Source organism: Bradyrhizobium sp. USDA3010 (assembly GCF_056429065.1).
In genome coordinates, this window is the sequence record NZ_JBWJZD010000031.1 from 63,427 (window position 1) to 79,004 (window position 15,578).

Annotated in this window: 14 protein-coding genes; all 14 read right to left on the reverse strand. The window is 67.8% G+C overall.

What is annotated here, in order from left to right:
• Window positions 1–22 precede the first annotated feature (22 nt).
• Genes AC066Y_RS33720 through AC066Y_RS33785 form a run of 14 tightly spaced genes read right to left on the reverse strand, consistent with a single transcriptional unit; the run spans window position 23 to window position 15,577 of the window.
• Window positions 23–913: an amidohydrolase family protein gene (locus AC066Y_RS33720; RefSeq protein WP_478277639.1), complete on the reverse strand. Its 891-nt coding sequence runs from the start codon at window positions 911–913 to the stop codon at window positions 23–25.
• Window positions 910–2,028, reverse strand: coding sequence for a vWA domain-containing protein (locus tag AC066Y_RS33725; protein WP_478277640.1), 1,119 nt, complete (start codon window positions 2,026–2,028; stop codon window positions 910–912). Before AC066Y_RS33725 ends, AC066Y_RS33720 begins: the two co-directional genes overlap by 4 nt.
• A complete protein-coding gene (locus AC066Y_RS33730; RefSeq protein WP_478277641.1) occupies window positions 2,025–2,906 on the reverse strand; it encodes an AAA family ATPase in 882 nt (293 codons plus the stop codon). Before AC066Y_RS33730 ends, AC066Y_RS33725 begins: the two co-directional genes overlap by 4 nt.
• 9 nt (window positions 2,907–2,915) lie before the next feature.
• Window positions 2,916–3,938 (reverse strand): xanthine dehydrogenase family protein molybdopterin-binding subunit, encoded by a 1,023-nt coding sequence (locus AC066Y_RS33735; protein ID WP_021075858.1) that lies wholly within the window; start codon window positions 3,936–3,938, stop codon window positions 2,916–2,918.
• A 2-nt stretch (window positions 3,939–3,940) separates the two neighbouring features.
• Window positions 3,941–5,533 carry a xanthine dehydrogenase family protein molybdopterin-binding subunit gene (locus AC066Y_RS33740; protein ID WP_478277642.1) on the reverse strand — a complete coding sequence of 531 codons (1,593 nt, stop codon included), beginning with the start codon at window positions 5,531–5,533 and terminating at the stop codon, window positions 3,941–3,943.
• Window positions 5,534–5,545: 12 nt separating this feature from the next.
• On the reverse strand, window positions 5,546–6,025 hold the full coding sequence (locus AC066Y_RS33745; protein ID WP_478277643.1) for a (2Fe-2S)-binding protein: 480 nt from the start codon (window positions 6,023–6,025) through the stop codon (window positions 5,546–5,548).
• Window positions 6,026–6,031: 6 nt separating this feature from the next.
• A complete protein-coding gene (locus tag AC066Y_RS33750; protein ID WP_478277644.1) occupies window positions 6,032–6,850 on the reverse strand; it encodes an FAD binding domain-containing protein in 819 nt (272 codons plus the stop codon).
• A gap of 15 nt (window positions 6,851–6,865) precedes the next feature.
• Entirely contained in the window at window positions 6,866–7,309 is a 444-nt protein-coding gene (locus AC066Y_RS33755) for an SRPBCC family protein (RefSeq protein ID WP_478277645.1), read from the reverse strand.
• A 3-nt stretch (window positions 7,310–7,312) separates the two neighbouring features.
• Window positions 7,313–7,750, reverse strand: a complete 438-nt coding sequence (locus AC066Y_RS33760) for an SRPBCC family protein (protein ID WP_194458956.1) — start codon at window positions 7,748–7,750, stop codon at window positions 7,313–7,315.
• 9 nt (window positions 7,751–7,759) lie between these two features.
• On the reverse strand, window positions 7,760–10,651 hold the full coding sequence (locus AC066Y_RS33765; RefSeq protein WP_478277646.1) for a flotillin family protein: 2,892 nt from the start codon (window positions 10,649–10,651) through the stop codon (window positions 7,760–7,762).
• Window positions 10,652–10,676: 25 nt separating this feature from the next.
• Window positions 10,677–11,510, reverse strand: a complete 834-nt coding sequence (locus tag AC066Y_RS33770; protein WP_478277647.1) for a phosphoenolpyruvate hydrolase family protein — start codon at window positions 11,508–11,510, stop codon at window positions 10,677–10,679.
• A gap of 3 nt (window positions 11,511–11,513) precedes the next feature.
• Window positions 11,514–13,724 (reverse strand): Tm-1-like ATP-binding domain-containing protein, encoded by a 2,211-nt coding sequence (locus AC066Y_RS33775; protein ID WP_478277648.1) that lies wholly within the window; start codon window positions 13,722–13,724, stop codon window positions 11,514–11,516.
• Window positions 13,717–14,499, reverse strand: coding sequence for an ABC transporter ATP-binding protein (locus AC066Y_RS33780; RefSeq protein WP_021075866.1), 783 nt, complete (start codon window positions 14,497–14,499; stop codon window positions 13,717–13,719). Before AC066Y_RS33780 ends, AC066Y_RS33775 begins: the two co-directional genes overlap by 8 nt.
• Window positions 14,492–15,577 carry a branched-chain amino acid ABC transporter permease gene (locus tag AC066Y_RS33785; protein ID WP_478277649.1) on the reverse strand — a complete coding sequence of 362 codons (1,086 nt, stop codon included), beginning with the start codon at window positions 15,575–15,577 and terminating at the stop codon, window positions 14,492–14,494. Before AC066Y_RS33785 ends, AC066Y_RS33780 begins: the two co-directional genes overlap by 8 nt.
• Between the last annotated feature and the right edge of the window lies 1 nt (window position 15,578).

Below are 15,578 nucleotides of genomic sequence, written 5' to 3' on the forward strand. Positions count from 1 at the left end.
GTTGCGTTCGTCCGCAGCGCGCCTATGGCCCCAGCCGATAGACCCGCGCCGCCGTCGTGCTGAAGATCGCCTCGCGCTGCTCGCGGCTGAGCCGTTCGGCGGCCGCCTTGAAGGCGTCGATGAGATCGCGGTAGCTGGTCCACAGCTTCTCGATCGGAAAGTTCGAGCCGAACAGGCAGCGGTCCGCGCCGAAGATCGCGACCGTGTCGATCATGACGCCGGCGATATGCGCGGCGTCGTTGCGGTGGATGAAGGTACCGAGCCCGGACAATTTCGACACCACATTGGGACATTGCGCGAGCCGGGCCATGCCGGCGCGCCAGGTGGCGCGGCCTTGTGGCGACAGATCCTCCAGCATGCCGGCGTGCTGCAGGATGAAGGTCACGTCGGGGCAGGCTGCGGCGAGACCGGCAGCCTCGGCCATCTGCGGTGCGAACACCTGCAGGTCAAAACTCCAGCCATAGTCGGCGAGGTGGCCGACATTGCGCCGGATCACCGGATCGGTGCAGAGATCGGGGCGGGCTGCGAAGCGATAAAGCGGGTTTTCGTGCCAGTGCAGCTGCATGCGCACACCGCGTACCAGCGGATAACGCTTCAGTCGATCCAGCTGCGGCCGGACGTCGTCGACGGAAAAATCGGCATAGGCGACGAGCGCGTGCGGCCAGCCGTGCTGATCCGCGGTCTGCTGCACCCAGGCCGCCTCGTCCTCGAACTGGCCGTTCGGCCAGTTGGTCTGGACATAGACCGATCGGGTGACGCCGCTCCCCTTGAGGTCGTCGAGATATTCCTCGATCGGGTAGTCGCGGCGGATCGGCTCGTAGGGGCCGAAGATGCGCGGCTGCATCGGGCCGGACAGCCAGGCGAGATCGGCCTGACGCCAGATGTGATGATGTCCGTCGACAATGCCGGTCACGCAGCTCTCCTTGTTCCAAGCGACAGCAGGTGCGCAACGACTGCCGCGCTCGATCCGCCGTCCACGAGATCATCGACCAAGCGCTGGATCGCGATCAGCGCCTCGGTTTGCGGCTTGAAGCCGGGTGAGGTCGCGAGCGGCGTCAGCCAGCTCACGCGCCAGGCCCGGCGCGACAGCTTTGCGACGGCATCGCGCAGCGTGGCCGGATCGCCGCGTTCGAGACCGTCGGAGACGATCACCACCGCGGCGCCGCGGGCATATCCGCCGAACCGCGGCACGGCGAGGAAGGCCTGCAGCGCGTCGCCGATCCTTGTGCCGCCGTCCCAGTCGCTGACCAGGAAGGAGGCCGCGTTCAGCGCCTGCTCGCGGCGCTTCAGCCGCAGCGCCGGGGTGACGCGGGTCAGCCTTGTGCCGAAGGTGAAGACCTCGACATTGCCCGCCGCCTGCACCAGCACATGCGCGAGTCGCATATTCTCCTCGGTGCGCGCCTTCATCGAGCCGGAGACGTCGATCAGGAACAGGATCTTGCGTGGGCGGTGGCGGCGGCGCATCCGTCCGAGCCGCAGCACCTCGCCGTCATTGCGCACGCTTTCACGTAGCGTGCGGCGCAGGTCGGCGAACGGGCCGCTCCTCGCACGCCGTCGCCGGTGGCCGCGGCGCCGCGGCAGCCGCTGTGCCGCCTCGCGCGCCAGCCGGCGCAGCGGATCGCTGGTTGCAGTCTGCGCAAAGCGGCGCTCGACCAGCGCTTCGGCGCGCGCGGCGGCGAGGCCGGATTCGTTGGCCTCGTCGGCAAGCGGCGGCTCGTCCTCGCCGCGACCTTCCTCCTGCAGGCGGACAGTCTCCTCGTCCTCGCCTTCGGCCTGCTCGATCGCATCAGCGCCGCGGAAATGGATGTCGAACAGCCGGTCATACGTCGCACGGCGCTCCGGCGGCGGCGCCAGCGTGGCTAGACCGGCCCGGCGGATGTGCTCGAGGCTGCGCGGCCCGAGCAGCTCGATTGCGGCGAGGAAGCTCGTGGTCTGCTCCGGCGCGACCGAGAAGCCGTTGGCGCGCAGCAGCGCGACAAAGGACACGAAGATCTGCGCGGCGTGCGGCAGCTTGAGGTCGTCGCTCACGCGGCTGCCTCCGCGATGATCGCATCGAGCCGGGGCGAGATGAAGTGAAGATCCTCCTCGTCCTTCAGCGCGACGCCGATCGAGCGCTTGAAGGCGTCCGGCCAGCGCGCGCCGCCCTTGTGCAGCAAAGTCGCGGCCTCGGCCCAGTCGACCGCCTCGGCAACACCCGGCGCCTTGCTCAGTGGCTCGCGGCGCAGCCGGCCGACCGCGGCGACCACGGCGCGGGCAGTTGCCTCGGCGACGCTGGAGGCCCGCATCATCACGATCCGCGCCTCGCGCTCGGCATTCGGATAATCGATCCAGTGATAGACGCAGCGCCGCCGCAGCGCCTCGTGCAGATCGCGGGTCCGGTTCGAGGTCAGCACCACGACGGGATGCTCGGTGGCGCGCACGGTGCCGCGCTCGGGGATCGAGATCTGGAAGTCGGACAGGAATTCGAGCAGGAACGCCTCGAACTCCTGATCGGCACGGTCGATTTCATCGATCAGAAGAACGGTCGCATCCGGCGCGCGCAACGCGGCCAGCATCGGCCGCTCGATCAGGAAGGTCTCGCCATAGATGTCGATGCTCTCTTCGCCCGCCTGCCGGATCGCCAGCATCTGGCGCGGATAGTTCCACTCATAGAGTGCGGCGGATGCGTCGATGCCCTCATAGCATTGCAGGCGGATCAGCCGGCGGCCAAGCACGGCGGCGATCGCTTTGGCGGCCTCGGTCTTGCCGACACCCGGCGCCCCCTCGAGCAGCAGCGGCTTGCCGAGCGCGAGCGAGAGATAGGCGGCGGTCGCGATGCCATCGTCGGCGAGGTAATAGGCCGCGCGCAGCGCCTTCTCCAGCGCCTCGGGGCTGTCGATGCCGACGATGTTGCTGCGGACCGGCATGAAGTGACCTCAGCGCCGCGGTTGCGGCCGCGCGCCGCCCTGTGCCCGGATCGCGCGCAGCACCTTCTCCGGCGTGATCGGCAGATCGTCGATCCGCACCCCGACGGCATTGAAGATCGCGTTGGCGACCGCGGGTAGCACCGGATTGGCGCACATCTCGCCGGGTCCCTTGGCGCCGAACGGGCCATCCGGCGCCGGACGTTCCAGCACCGCGATGTCGTGCGGGCAGATGTCGCCTGGACCCGGCATCAGATATTCGACGAAATCGCGCGGGCCATGCACCGGCTCTGGATAATACGGCTCCGGCGTCTCGTAGAGCGCGTGGCTGACGCCCATCCAGGCGCCGCCGACCAGCTGCTGCTCGACCAGCCGCGGATTGAGCGCGCGCCCGAGCTCATAGGCAGAATCCATCCTGACCATGTCGACCTCGCCGGTCTCGTCGTCGACCTCGACCTCGGCGACGAGACAGGCATGCGCATAACATGTCGCCGGCGACATCTCGCCGGTTTCAGGATCGACGTCGGACAGCGGCACCAGGAAGATGCCGCGGCCGGAGATCGTCTTGCCCTGCTTGAACTGCGCGGCGATCGCGACGTCCTTGGTCGAGATCGAACGGTGCGGAGCGCCCTTGACGTGGATGTTGCCGCGGCCGTCGGTCTCGAGATCGGCGGCGTTGACCTCCAGCTCCTCGGCGGCCGCCTCCATCATCACGCCGCGCGCCTCCCGCGCCGCGGCCATCACAGCGTTGCCGACGCGATGCGTGCCGCGCGAGGCGAACGAGCCCATGCAGTGCGGGCCGGTGTCGGAATCCGCGGTGTCGACATAGACGTCCTCGACCGGCACGCCAAGCGTCTCGGCACAGATCTGCCGCGTCACCGACTTCATGCCCTGGCCGAGATCGATCGAGGACAGCGCCACGGTGAACTTGCCGCTCGGATTCGAGTGCACCAGCGCCTGACTCGGATCGCCGCCGAGATTCATGCCGATGGGGTAATTGACCGACGCGATGCCGCGTCCACGATGCCGGGTCATGGTCAGCGCCTCCTGGTGCCGAAGACAGACGAGAAGCGGGTGGCGCCGTGCGACGGCGCGCTCGGTCGCGTCGGGGGAGGCGACGGTGGCGGCGAGGAGGGCGGCGGTGGTGGCGGCTCGCGGGTCGCGGCCGGCGCGCGGTCATACGTCGTGCGCTGCTGGGCCGGTGCGGCCGCCGGCGCGTGCGGTTCCCGCGGCGTCAGCGTCACGGCGGCTCGAATCCCGCCACCATCCTTGCGCGACGACATCTGCTTGAACTCCTCGCGGAGCGGCCATTTGGCCTTCTCGGCGGCGACCTGCACGCATTCGATCAGCGCGGTGTTCTTGGCCTCGCGGCGGTGCGCCTTCATGTCGCCGTCGCGATACGCATTGAGGATCCGGAACTCCATCGGGTCCATGCCGACCAGATGGGCGAGCTTGTCCATCTGGCACTCGATCGCGAAATCCATCGCCGTAACGCCGAAGCCGCGCATCGCGGTCGCCGGCGTGCGGTTGGTGAAGACGCAGTAGACGTCGCCATGGACGTTCGGGATCGTGTAGGGGCCGGGCAGATGCGCGGCGCATTTCACCGCGGCATAGCTCGACAGCCGCGTATACGCGCCGCTGTCGAAATAGGCGCGCACCTTGCGGGCGACGACGCGACCGTCCCGCATCACGCCATCCTTGATGTAGATGCGCTCGGCGCCGCGCGGCGGGCCGTATTGCATTTCCTCCTCACGCCCGAACACGTAGCGCACCGGACGCCCGGTCAGCATCGCGCCGAGGATGCACAGCGGCTCGGTCAGCGTATCGACCTTGCCGCCGAACCCGCCGCCCACCGTGCCGCCGATGAAGTGGAAGGTATTGGACGGCACGTCGAGGATCTTGGCGCAGGTGTCGACCGAGAAGAACAGTGCCTGTGTCGACGTATAGACGATGTAGCGGCCGTTGGTGTCGGGCGCGGCGATCGAGCCGTTGGTCTCGGTCGGCGCATGCTCGATCGGCGACATCTGGTAGCGCTGCTCCAGCACATGGTCGGCCGCGGCGAGTGCCCGGTCGGCATCACCGAAGCGCAGCTGCTGGCGATCGTAAGTCTCGTGATAGGTGAAGGTGTTCTTCGGATAGACCTCGTTGACCACGGGCGCGCCCGGTTTCAGCGCATCCTCGACGTCGAACACCGCCGGAAGCGGCTCATAGTCGATCTTGACCTTGGCGATGGCCTCAAAGGCCTCGCGCGGGCTGTCAGCGACGATGGCGACGATCGGCTCGCCCTTGTAGCGCACCTTGTCGACGGCGAGCGACGGCTCGTCGTCCTTGCCGAAATTGATTAGGCTGAGCAGCGTGTTCAAGTTGCGCGGCACGTCGGAGGCGCGGATCACGCGCCGCACCCCTTGCGACCGCTCGGCCTCCGAAGTGTCGATGCGGCGCAGCCGCGCATGGGAATGGGCGCTGCGGACCACCTTCAGGTGCAGCATGCCTTGCAGCTTGTGGTCGTCGAAATAGGGCGAGGTGCCGGTGACATGGCCAAGCATGTCCTGACGCTGCGTGCCCTTGCCGATTTCCTTCAGATTGTCGTCGCGCTCGTCGGCGAAGATATCCTTGCGCAATTCCAGCATGGCACTGTTCCCTTACGCGCGGGCCCGGCCGCCGGAAGCGGCTGCCAGCACGGCGTTGATGATCGGCTCATAGCCGGTACAGCGGCAGATGTTGCCGGAGATCGCCTCGACCACCTCGGCACGGCTTGGCTGCGGATTGCGATCGAGCAGCGCTTTCGCGGCCATCAGCATGCCCGGCGTGCAGTAGCCGCACTGCGCGGCGAAATTGTCGGCGAAGGCGCGTTGCAGCGGATGCAGGGTGGGACCGTCCTTGATGCCGTCGAGCGTCTCGACCGAGCGGCCGGCGACCGTTTCGGCCAGCGTCAGGCAGGAGAGATGCAGCTCGCCGTCGATCAGCACGCTGCAGGTGCCGCAGCCGCCCTGACCGCAACCGAATTTCGGCGTCATGTCGCCGATCAGCTCGCGCAGCGCGACCAGAAGATTGGTGCCGCCGTCGACGAAGATCGCGACGTCGCGGCCGTTGTGGCGGAATTGCAGAGGGGTCTTGGCCATGACGATCTATTCCTGACCGGACAACAGGCGCCTGAGATGCACGCCGACGATCTCGCGACGATACCAGGCGCTGGCGAGTGCATTGTCCCCGGGCGAAGTTCCTTCGACGGCTGCCGCGGCCGCAGCACTGATCGTGGAGGCGTCGAGCGAGCGTCCTTCCAGCGCGCGCTCGGCTGCGCGGGCGCGGATCGGGGTCGGCGCCATCGAGCCGAGCGCGACGCGGGCGCCGACGATGCGGCTGCCGTTGACCGGCAGATGCGCCGCGAGCGTCATCACCGCGCCGCCTTTGGGCTTGATCCGCGCGATCTTGCGGTAGCGGAAGGCGTCAGCGCTGCCGGGCTTGGCAAAGGAGATCGCGAGCACCAGCGTGCCGGCCTGCCGGTCGCGCGATTGCAGGAATTCCTCGATTCCGATCTCGCGGCCGCCAAGGCCGCCCTGCACCGACACGACGGCGTCGAGCGCGAGCATCGCGACCGTGAAGTCGCCATACGGCACCGGCGCGAACAGATTGCCGCCGACCGTACCCATGTTGCGCACCGCCGGTCCGCCGATCGAGCGGGCGGGGCCGTGCAGGAAGCCGAGATCGCGCTCGGCCAGGATGCGCGCGAAGGTGACGCCGGCGCCGAGCACGATCCGCGCGCCCGACGTGTCGATCCGCGTCATCGCCTGGTCGCTGGCGCGCACGACGGTCGAGATCGAGATGTCGCCCTCGTTCAGCGCCCGCATCACCAGCGTGCCGCCGCCGAGATAGCGGGCGCTGCGATCCGACGACAGCGCCGCCGCGGCCTCATTGGTGCTGGTGAAGGTCTTCACCGTGACTGGCATGATGTCCTACCCCGCTTACGCGGCCTCCTTCAGATGCCGGCGGATGGCGTCGAAGCCGGCCTGGTAGATGTCTTCCGAAACCATCTGCGTGATGCGATCCGTGTCCTCGGTCCGCGTCGTGAAGCGCGACTCCCAGTGCCAGAAGGTGCGGTCGCCGTCGGTGACCGGCAGCAGGCGGACATGCGCCACGTAGTTGAACATCGGGACCGGTGTATCGAGCAGGCAATAGCTGAACGATTGTTCGAGGTCGGATAGCGCGAGCAACTGCTCGCGCAGCTCTGAGCCGTCCTTCAGCTTGAAGCGCCTGACACAGCCGATCTTGTCGGACGGCTGCGCCCGCTCGATGCCGCTGGTCGCGACCGCCGGGTGCCAGCGGTCATGGCCGTTGAAATCGCGCAGCACGGCCCACACCGAATCGGTCGGTGCATCCAGGATCGTGCTCTTGACGATATGCGGCACGGCCTACCCTCCGAACGCCCGCTTCAGCGCGTCGAAGCCGCCCTGGAACACGCCGCCGCCGATATTGTTGACCAGTTCCGTCTCGCGCTCCGGCGCGCAGTCGAACTCGGCGGTCCATTCCATGAACGTCTGGTCGCCGTCGGTGACCGGCGTGAGCCGCAGCGTCGCGACATAGTTCTCGACGCCCATCGGCGATTCCAGGATCGAGTAGGTGCAGAACATGTCGTAGTCAGACAGGCCGAGCAGCTTCTCCCGGATACGATCGCCGTTGCGCAGGCGAAAATCCCTGACGCAGCCGATCTTGTCTGAGGGCTCGCCGCCTTCGATCCGGCTCTCCGCGATCGCAGGGTGCCAGTTCGGCAGCCCGTTGAAATCGCGGACGCGCGCCCAGACCCGGTCGTTGCGGGCGTTGACGACGGTGGAGACGTAGACTCGTGCCATGTTGCGAGCTCAGTCCTTCTTGCGCGGCGTGCGTTCGGGGCGCGGCTCGCCGCCGCCTTCGGGTGCTGCCGGCTTGGCGTCACCGCCGCTCTTGCGTGCGCTCTCCTTGATGCCCTGCATGTCGCGAGCCTCGCGGATCAGGCCGGGCATCTTGGCGAGGCTGCCGCCCTCGACGCCGATGTCCGAGAGGATCGAGTCGATCAGCGGCGCCTGCACGCGGTAGCGCAGCGCCGAGTCGATCACCTCGTCGGTGGCGCTGCGCGAGGTGCCGCCGCCATTGCTGTTGCCATTGAGCCCGTCGACCTGGAGGATGCGGATGCCCTCGATCTTCTCCATCGGCTTGACGCTCTCGCGCACGATGCCCTCGATCCGGTCGAGCAGCTTGCGGCGGAACAGCGAGTAGCGCGCCTGGTCGGTCAGCACGTTCTCGGCCTCGTTGAGCAGGCGCTGCGCCTCGGCCTCGACGGTAGCACGGACCCGTTCGGCCCCGGCCGCGATCCTGGTTTCCTCGGCCTGCTTCTCGGCAAGCAGCACCTCGACGGTCTTGCGCCGCTTGGCGATCTCGCTCTCGCGCGCGGTGACGACGCGCTCGGCCGCCTCGGTGGCATGGACCCTGGCGTCCTCGGCGGCGGCGCGCGCCGCGGATTCCTCCAGCGACTTCTGGTGCAGCGCGATCGCCTTCTCCATCAAGGCGGTCTCGACGTCCTTCTCCCTGTTCACCTCCAGCTTGCGCAGCTCGCGCTCGCGGCCAATCCGCGCCTCGTCGAGACCACGGTCGGAGGCGATGCGGGCGCGCTCGACTTCTTCACGCGCCGCGATCTCGGCCTCCTGCAGCGATTGATTGCGGGCGACCTCGAGTTGCTCGATGGCGCGGCGCCGTTCGATGCGCGCCGCCTCCAGCGCCTGCTCGCGGCTCACATCGGTGGTCTCGACCTCCTTGCGGGCCGTGATCTCGGCCTGCTTCACCTGCCGGTCGGCATCGATCCGCTCCGAGCGCTTGGCGGCGAGCGCGATCACGCGCTCCTCATCGGCGAGCTCGATCGCCCGCTTCTGGTCGATGTTGAGCACCTCGCGGGTCTTGGAGGAGGTGATCCGCTCGCTCTCCAGCGCCAGCTCGACATCGATCCGCTGTCGCTCGACCGCGTCGCGGCGCTTCAGCTCGGCGGCCTCGATCGCTCCGGTGCGTTCGATCTCGAGCGCACGGGTCTCGCGTTCGGCGCGGATGCGCTGCGCCGCGACCGACTTCTCCTGCGAAATACGCGCGGCCTCGATCGATTCGCGCGAGGCGATGTCGGCTTCCTCGATCGCACGGGTGCGGGCGATCTCGAGTGCTCGGACATGTTCCTCCTGCGCGATCCGCGACGCCTCGGTAGCGTCGCGCGCGGTAATCCCGGCGATCTCGATCGCCTGGTTGCGCTCGATCTCGAGCTTGCGCGTGGTGTGGTCGGCGGCGATGCGCTCGGCTGCCAGCGTCTTCTCGCGCGCAATCCGGGCGGCCTCTACCGACTTCTGCGCCTCGATCTCGGCTTCCTGGATGGTCCGCACCTGCTGGATCTCCAGCGCGCGGGTGCGCTCGTCGGAGGAGATGCGCTCGACATTGACCGTCATGGTCTGGGCGATGCGCGCCTTCTCGGTGGCCTCGCGGGCCGCGATCTCGGCTTCCTCGACGGCGCGGGTGCGCTCGATCTCACGCCGGCGAGTCTCTTCCTCATTGGCGATGCGGGCGTCGGTGACGACGCGGTCCTGCTGGATGCGGGCCTTTTCGATCGACTCGCGGGCCGCGATCTCTGCCTCTTCCACCGTGCGCATCCGCTCGATCTCGCGCTGGCGGACCTCGCGTTCCGAGGCGATGCGGGTGGTGTCGACCGAGCGCTGGTTGGCGATCCTTGCCTTCTCGATCTCCTCGCGCGCCAGCAATTCACGCTCTTCCACCGCGCGGGTGCGCTCGATCTCCCGGTGCCGGGTCTCGCGTTCCGACGCGATCCTGGCCTCGGTGATGGCCTGCTCGTTGGCAATGCGGGCCTTTTCGATGGCTTCGCGCGCCGTGATCTGGGCTTGCTCGGCCTCGGTCTCGCGCAGCGCGCGCTCGCGTGCGACTTCGGTGCGCTGCAGGGCGCGGCGCATCTCGATGTCGCGTTCTTGCTCGAGGCGGGCGGTCTCGCTCTCGCGCTCGATGTCGAGCGCCTGCCGCTCGGCCTCCAGGTTGCGGGAGCGGATCTTGATCATCGAGTCCTGCTCGATGTCGTTGCGCAGCTTGCGCTTGGCCTCGATGTCCTCCATCAGGCGGGTCAGGCCTTCGGCGTCGAATCGGTTCGACGGGTTGAAATATTCGAGGTCGGTCTGGTCGAGGTCGGTGATCGCGACCGACTCGAGCTCGAGGCCGTTCTGCGCCAGTGCTTCGGCGGCGTTGGCCTTGACGCGGGCGACATATTCACCGCGCTGCTCGTGCATCTGCTCCATCGTCATCTCGGAAGCAACCGAGCGGATCGCGGAGATGAACTTGCCCGAGAGCAGGGTATGCAGCTGTTCCGGTTCCATGGTGCGGCGGCCGAGCGTGGCGGCGGCGATCGAGACGGCCTCGCGGGTCGCCTGCACCCGGACGTAGAAATCGGCCTCGATGTCGACGCGCATGCGGTCGCGGGTGATCACGGCATCCTGCCGGGAGCGCACGATCCCCATCGGCAGCACGTTCATGTTGACCGGCGTGTAGTCGTGGATGAACGGCAGCACGAAGGCGCCGCCGTTGATCACCACCCGTTCGCCGAGGAAACCGGTCCGGACGAAGGAGGTTTCCTTCGATGAACGGTGGTAGAGCCAGTTCACCACATAGACGATGATGACGATCGCGACGATTGCGACGATGAGCCAGAGGATCAATTCACCGACCAGCATCCCCGACATGTCTTCCTCCCTTGGTCACGGCGCGTTAGCGCGCGCCGATCGCCTTGAACTTGCGAACCTGATCCGTCAGCGCCCGCTCGACCGGCAAGCGCTCCATCGAGGAGGCGCCGTAGAAGCCGTGGCAGTTGCGGGTCTTCTTCATGATGAAATCGGCATCCGCGGGGTCCGCGATCGGACCGCCATGCGCGAGCACGATGATGTTCGAATTGACGCTGAGCGCAGCCTCGGCCCAGGCCTCGATCCGAGCAGGGCAGTCGGCGAGCTTCAGCGCGGTCTGCGCGCCGATCGTGCCGCCGGTGGTCAGGCCCATATGGCAGACGATGATGTCGGCGCCCGCGATCGCCATCGCGGTCGCCTCCTGCTCGCTGAACACATAGGGCGTGGTCAGCATGTTCTTGTCATGCGCCTTCGCGATCATGTCGATCTCGAGCGCATAGGACATCCCGGTCTCTTCGAGATTGGCGCGGAAGGTGCCGTCGATCAGGCCGACGGTCGGAAAGTTCTGCACGCCGGCGAAGCCGATCGCCTTGAGCTGGTCGAGGAACACATCCATGTCGCGGAACGGATCGGTGCCGTTGACCCCGGCGAGCACCGGCGTCTTGGTCACGACCGGCAGCACCTCGGCGGCCATCTCGACGACGATCGCATTGGCATCGCCATAGGGCATCAGTCCGGCGAGTGAGCCGCGGCCGGCCATGCGATAGCGGCCGGAATTGTAGATCACGATCAGGTCGACGCCGCCGGCCTCCTCGCATTTTGCCGATAGGCCAGTGCCGGCGCCGCCGCCGACGATCGGCTCGCCGCGTGCGATCATGGCGTGAAACTTCTTCAACAGCGCCGCGCGTTCAAACCTGGGCATGGGTCACCTCGCCACTCTCCGCCGGCCACCGGCGCGTCCGAGCAGCGGACGGAACGCGCTGACGATGGCGGCGGTGAACTCGGGATCGTTGATGTTGCGCTTGATGCGGATGATCTGCCGGTTGCCGGTCTGGCGCACGGTCTGCTCCAGCGCGCGGAACAGGGCCGCGTCGGCATCGGGGTCCCAGAACGGCTGGCCGGGCGCATCGAGCGCGGAGACGCCGCCTTCGGCCAAAAAGAAACGCACCGGCCCGTCCATCTGGTTGAGGCGTTCGCCGATCCAGCGGCCTATGCGCTCGTTCTCTTCCGGCGTGGTCCGCATCAAGGTGACCTGCGGATTGTGGACGTGGAATTTGCGCTGCCGGTAGCGCTCTGGGACAGTGTCGGGCGCGCCGAAGTTCACCATATCAAGCGCGCCGACCGAGCCGACATAGGGCACACGGCTGCGGATGATGGCGCCGAAGCGGTCGTCGGTCGCCGGGAACACGCCGCCCATCAGGAGGTCGCAGACCTCGGTCGTGGTGAGATCGATGACGCCGGCGAGCTGGCCGGACTCGACTAGCTTCTCCATCGAGCGGCCGCCGACGCCGGTGGCATGGAACACCAGGCACTCGAAATCCTCGCGGAGGTCAGCCGCGATCTTCTGCACCGCCGGCGTGGTGACGCCGAACATGGTGATGCCGATGGCCGGAAGATGGGCGCCTGTATTGCGCGGCTTGCCGGCCTGTTCCTCGAGCCGCGCCTTGACCATGCCGACCAGCGCATGGGCGCCGTTGCCGAGCACCGTGCGCGAGATCGAATTGAGGCCCTGCACGTCGGTCACCGAATACATCATGGTGATGTCGGCAGGCCCGACATAGGGACCGACGTCGCCGGAGGCGACCGAGGAGATGATCAGCTTCGGTACGCCGATCGGAAGCGCGCGCATGCCCGGCGCGACCAGCGATGCGCCGCCTGAGCCGCCGGCGGAAATGATGCCGGCGATATTGCTCTGGCGGCGCAACCATCGCTCGAATGCGTCCGCCATCGCGGTCACCGAGGCGCCGCGATCGGTGCCGAATACAGTGGAGCCGCCACGCCCGTGGTTGAGGGCAATCTCCTGCGCGGTGACGTCGCAGCTCGTCGCCTTGCCGCTGGTCGAGACGTCGACCAGCCGGGTGCGCAGGCTGCTGGCCGCGATGACGCCGCGGATGAAGCGCAGCTCCGCGCCCTTGGTGTCGAGCGTGCCGACGACCAGCACGACGGGAGGACCCGATGTCCTCGACGTTGCCGGTTCGCGCCGTGTGCGGGTTGTCTCCTCGAGACGCGTGACGGCGGCGGACTGCGTCCGCGCGGCGGCCTCGATGCGGGCGATCGGCACCGGCTGCGACCAGCGCGTCGGCAGGACGGGATTGGAGATGTAGATGCGCACCGGACCTTTGCGTTCCGGTTGCGGCGTGCTGGGCGCCTCAGCTTTCGCCGGCGCCGTCTCGGCATCGATCTCGTCAGCGCCGTGGGTGCCGACGCCGAGCAGCCGCTGCTGCAGCTCGCGGTCGGTCGCAAGGCGGGCGGAGTCGATGATGCGATTGATCCGGCCATTGACCATGATGGCGACGTTGCGCGACACCGCGGTCGCCACGCCGATGTTCTGCTCGATGACCAGGACGGACATGTCGCCTTCCTCGCCGAGGCGCAGCAGCATCTCCTCGACTTGCGCGACGATCACAGGCGCAAGGCCCTCGGTCGGCTCGTCCATGATCAGGAGCTGCGGGTTGGTGAGCAATGCGCGCGAGATCGCGAGCATCTGCTGTTCGCCGCCGGAGAGCTGGTTGCCGCCGTTGTTCTTGCGTTCGGCAAGGCGCGGGAAGGTGTCGTAGATCCGCTCGATGGTCCAGGCGCCGCGGCGCAGGCCGCCGGCGAGCGCCAGGTGTTCGTCGACCGTCAGCGAACGCCACAGGCGCCGGCCCTGCGGCACGTAGCCGACGCCGAGCCGGGCGATCCGCGCCGGATTCAGCCGCGTGGCCTCTTCGCCGCGAATCCGGATCGAGCCGCAGCTGGCGCGGACCAGGCCCATGATCGCCTTGCACAGCGTGGTCTTGCCCATGCCGTTGCGGCCGACCACCGAGAACACGCCGGAATCGAGCGTGAGGTCGACGCCCTGCAGCGCATGCGAATGGCCGTAGTAGACGTCGAGGCCTTTCACCTCGAGTGCGGGAACTGGGCGGCGTTCATTCATGGCCGCCTCCGAGATAAAGCTCTTGCACCTCGGGATCGGACTCGATTTCGCGCGGCAGGCCTTCCTTGAAGATGCGGCCGTTGTGCATCATCGTGACGCTCTCGACGACGCGCAGCGCAACGTCCATGTCGTGCTCGATGATGATGTAGCCGATATGCGCCGGCAGCGAGGTCAGGATCTCGATCAGCTCGCGGCGCTCGGTCGGCGACAGTCCCGCCGCCGGCTCGTCGAACAGGATGAAGCGCGGCGCGCCGGCCAGCGCGAGTGCGATCTCGAGCTGCCGCTGCTGGCCGTGCGCCAGCTCGGCGACGCGCTGGTCCTTGACGCCGGCAAGGTGCACGGCCTGCACCAGCGTTTCGGTCGCGTGCATCAGCGCATCGTTCTGCCCCGGGCGCAGCAACGAGAACCGGCCGCGGGAGACGCCGCGGCAGGCGAGATAGACGTTGTCCTGCACGGTGAGGCCGGGGAACAGCGCCGAGATCTGGTAGGTGCGGCGCAGTCCGCGGCGGATGCGCTCATAGGGCGGGAACTGGGTGATGTCCTCGCCGAAGAAGCGGATCGTGCCGGAGGAGGGCGGGAAGTCGCCGGTGATGCAGTTGAACAGCGTGGTCTTGCCGGCGCCGTTCGAGCCGAGCACGGCGCGGCGTTCGCCGGGCCGCACGGTGATGGTGACGTCGGTCAGCGCCGCCAGCGCGCCGAACAGCCGGGTGACGCCGCGCAGCTCCAGGGCTGCGCCGGCGCCGACCACGGACAGTCGCTGCGCGACGCTATCCATGGCGGCCTCCGCCCGAACGTTGCGTCGCGGATGCGTTGCGCCGCCGCCAGCGTTCCCAGAGGCCGATCACGCCGTCGGACGACCAGAACACGATGGCAAGGAAGCCGAGCCCGATCAGCAGCCGGAAGCGATTGCCGTCGAGCCCGAACTTGATCAACACGTCGAGCGCGAAGGTGCGCAGCAGGACGAAGATCAGCGCACCGATGAACGGACCGATCGGCCGGGTGATGCCGCCGACCACGGCGATGATCAGGACGTCGATGCAGGCGCCGACGCTGACCGAGCCGGGCGAGATCTGCCGGTAGTTCCAGACCTGCAACACGCCGCCGAGCGCCGCGATGAAGGCGGCGAAGGCGTAGGCCGCGATGCGATGCGCGTTCGGATTGAAGCCGAGTGCGGCCATGCGGCGGGGGTTGTCGCGGACGCCTTGCAGCGCGAGGCCGAACGGCGCGCGCGAGACATACTGGACGGCGAAGTAGCAGATCGCGGCGACGCCGAGCGTCACATAATAGAAGGCGATGTCGGCGCGCCAGTCGACGCCCCAGAAGTGCGGGGTCGCGACGGTGTTGATGCCGGTATGGCCGTTGAAGATCGCCCAGTTCTGGTTCGTGAAGTAGTAGAACGCCGCGCCGATCGCGAGCGTGATCATGATGGTGTAGATGCCCTCGGTGCGCACCGCGAGCGCGCCGCCGAGCGTGCCGAACAGCGTCGCCAGCGCCAGCGCCATCGGGGTTGCGAGCCACCACGGCCAGCCGAGGCTGATATTGGCGTTGCCGCTCATGCCGAACACCGCGACCATGTAGCCGGCGAAGCCCGCGATGGTGAGCTGCATCAGGCTGACGATGCCGCCATAGCCGGCGAGGAACATCAGGCTGAGCGCAATGATGCCGAGGATCAGCGTGGTGGCGAAGATCTCGATCAGGAAGAAGCCGTTGGCGATCAGCGGCATGATCACGAGGAGCAGCGCGACCAGCCAGGCCGCCGGGTTCTGGAATTCCGGCCAGGTGCGGATCAGGGCGCGGCGGGTCGCGCTGGCGGATGGGTCGGGGCGGAACTGGGTGCTCTGCAGCAACGACATT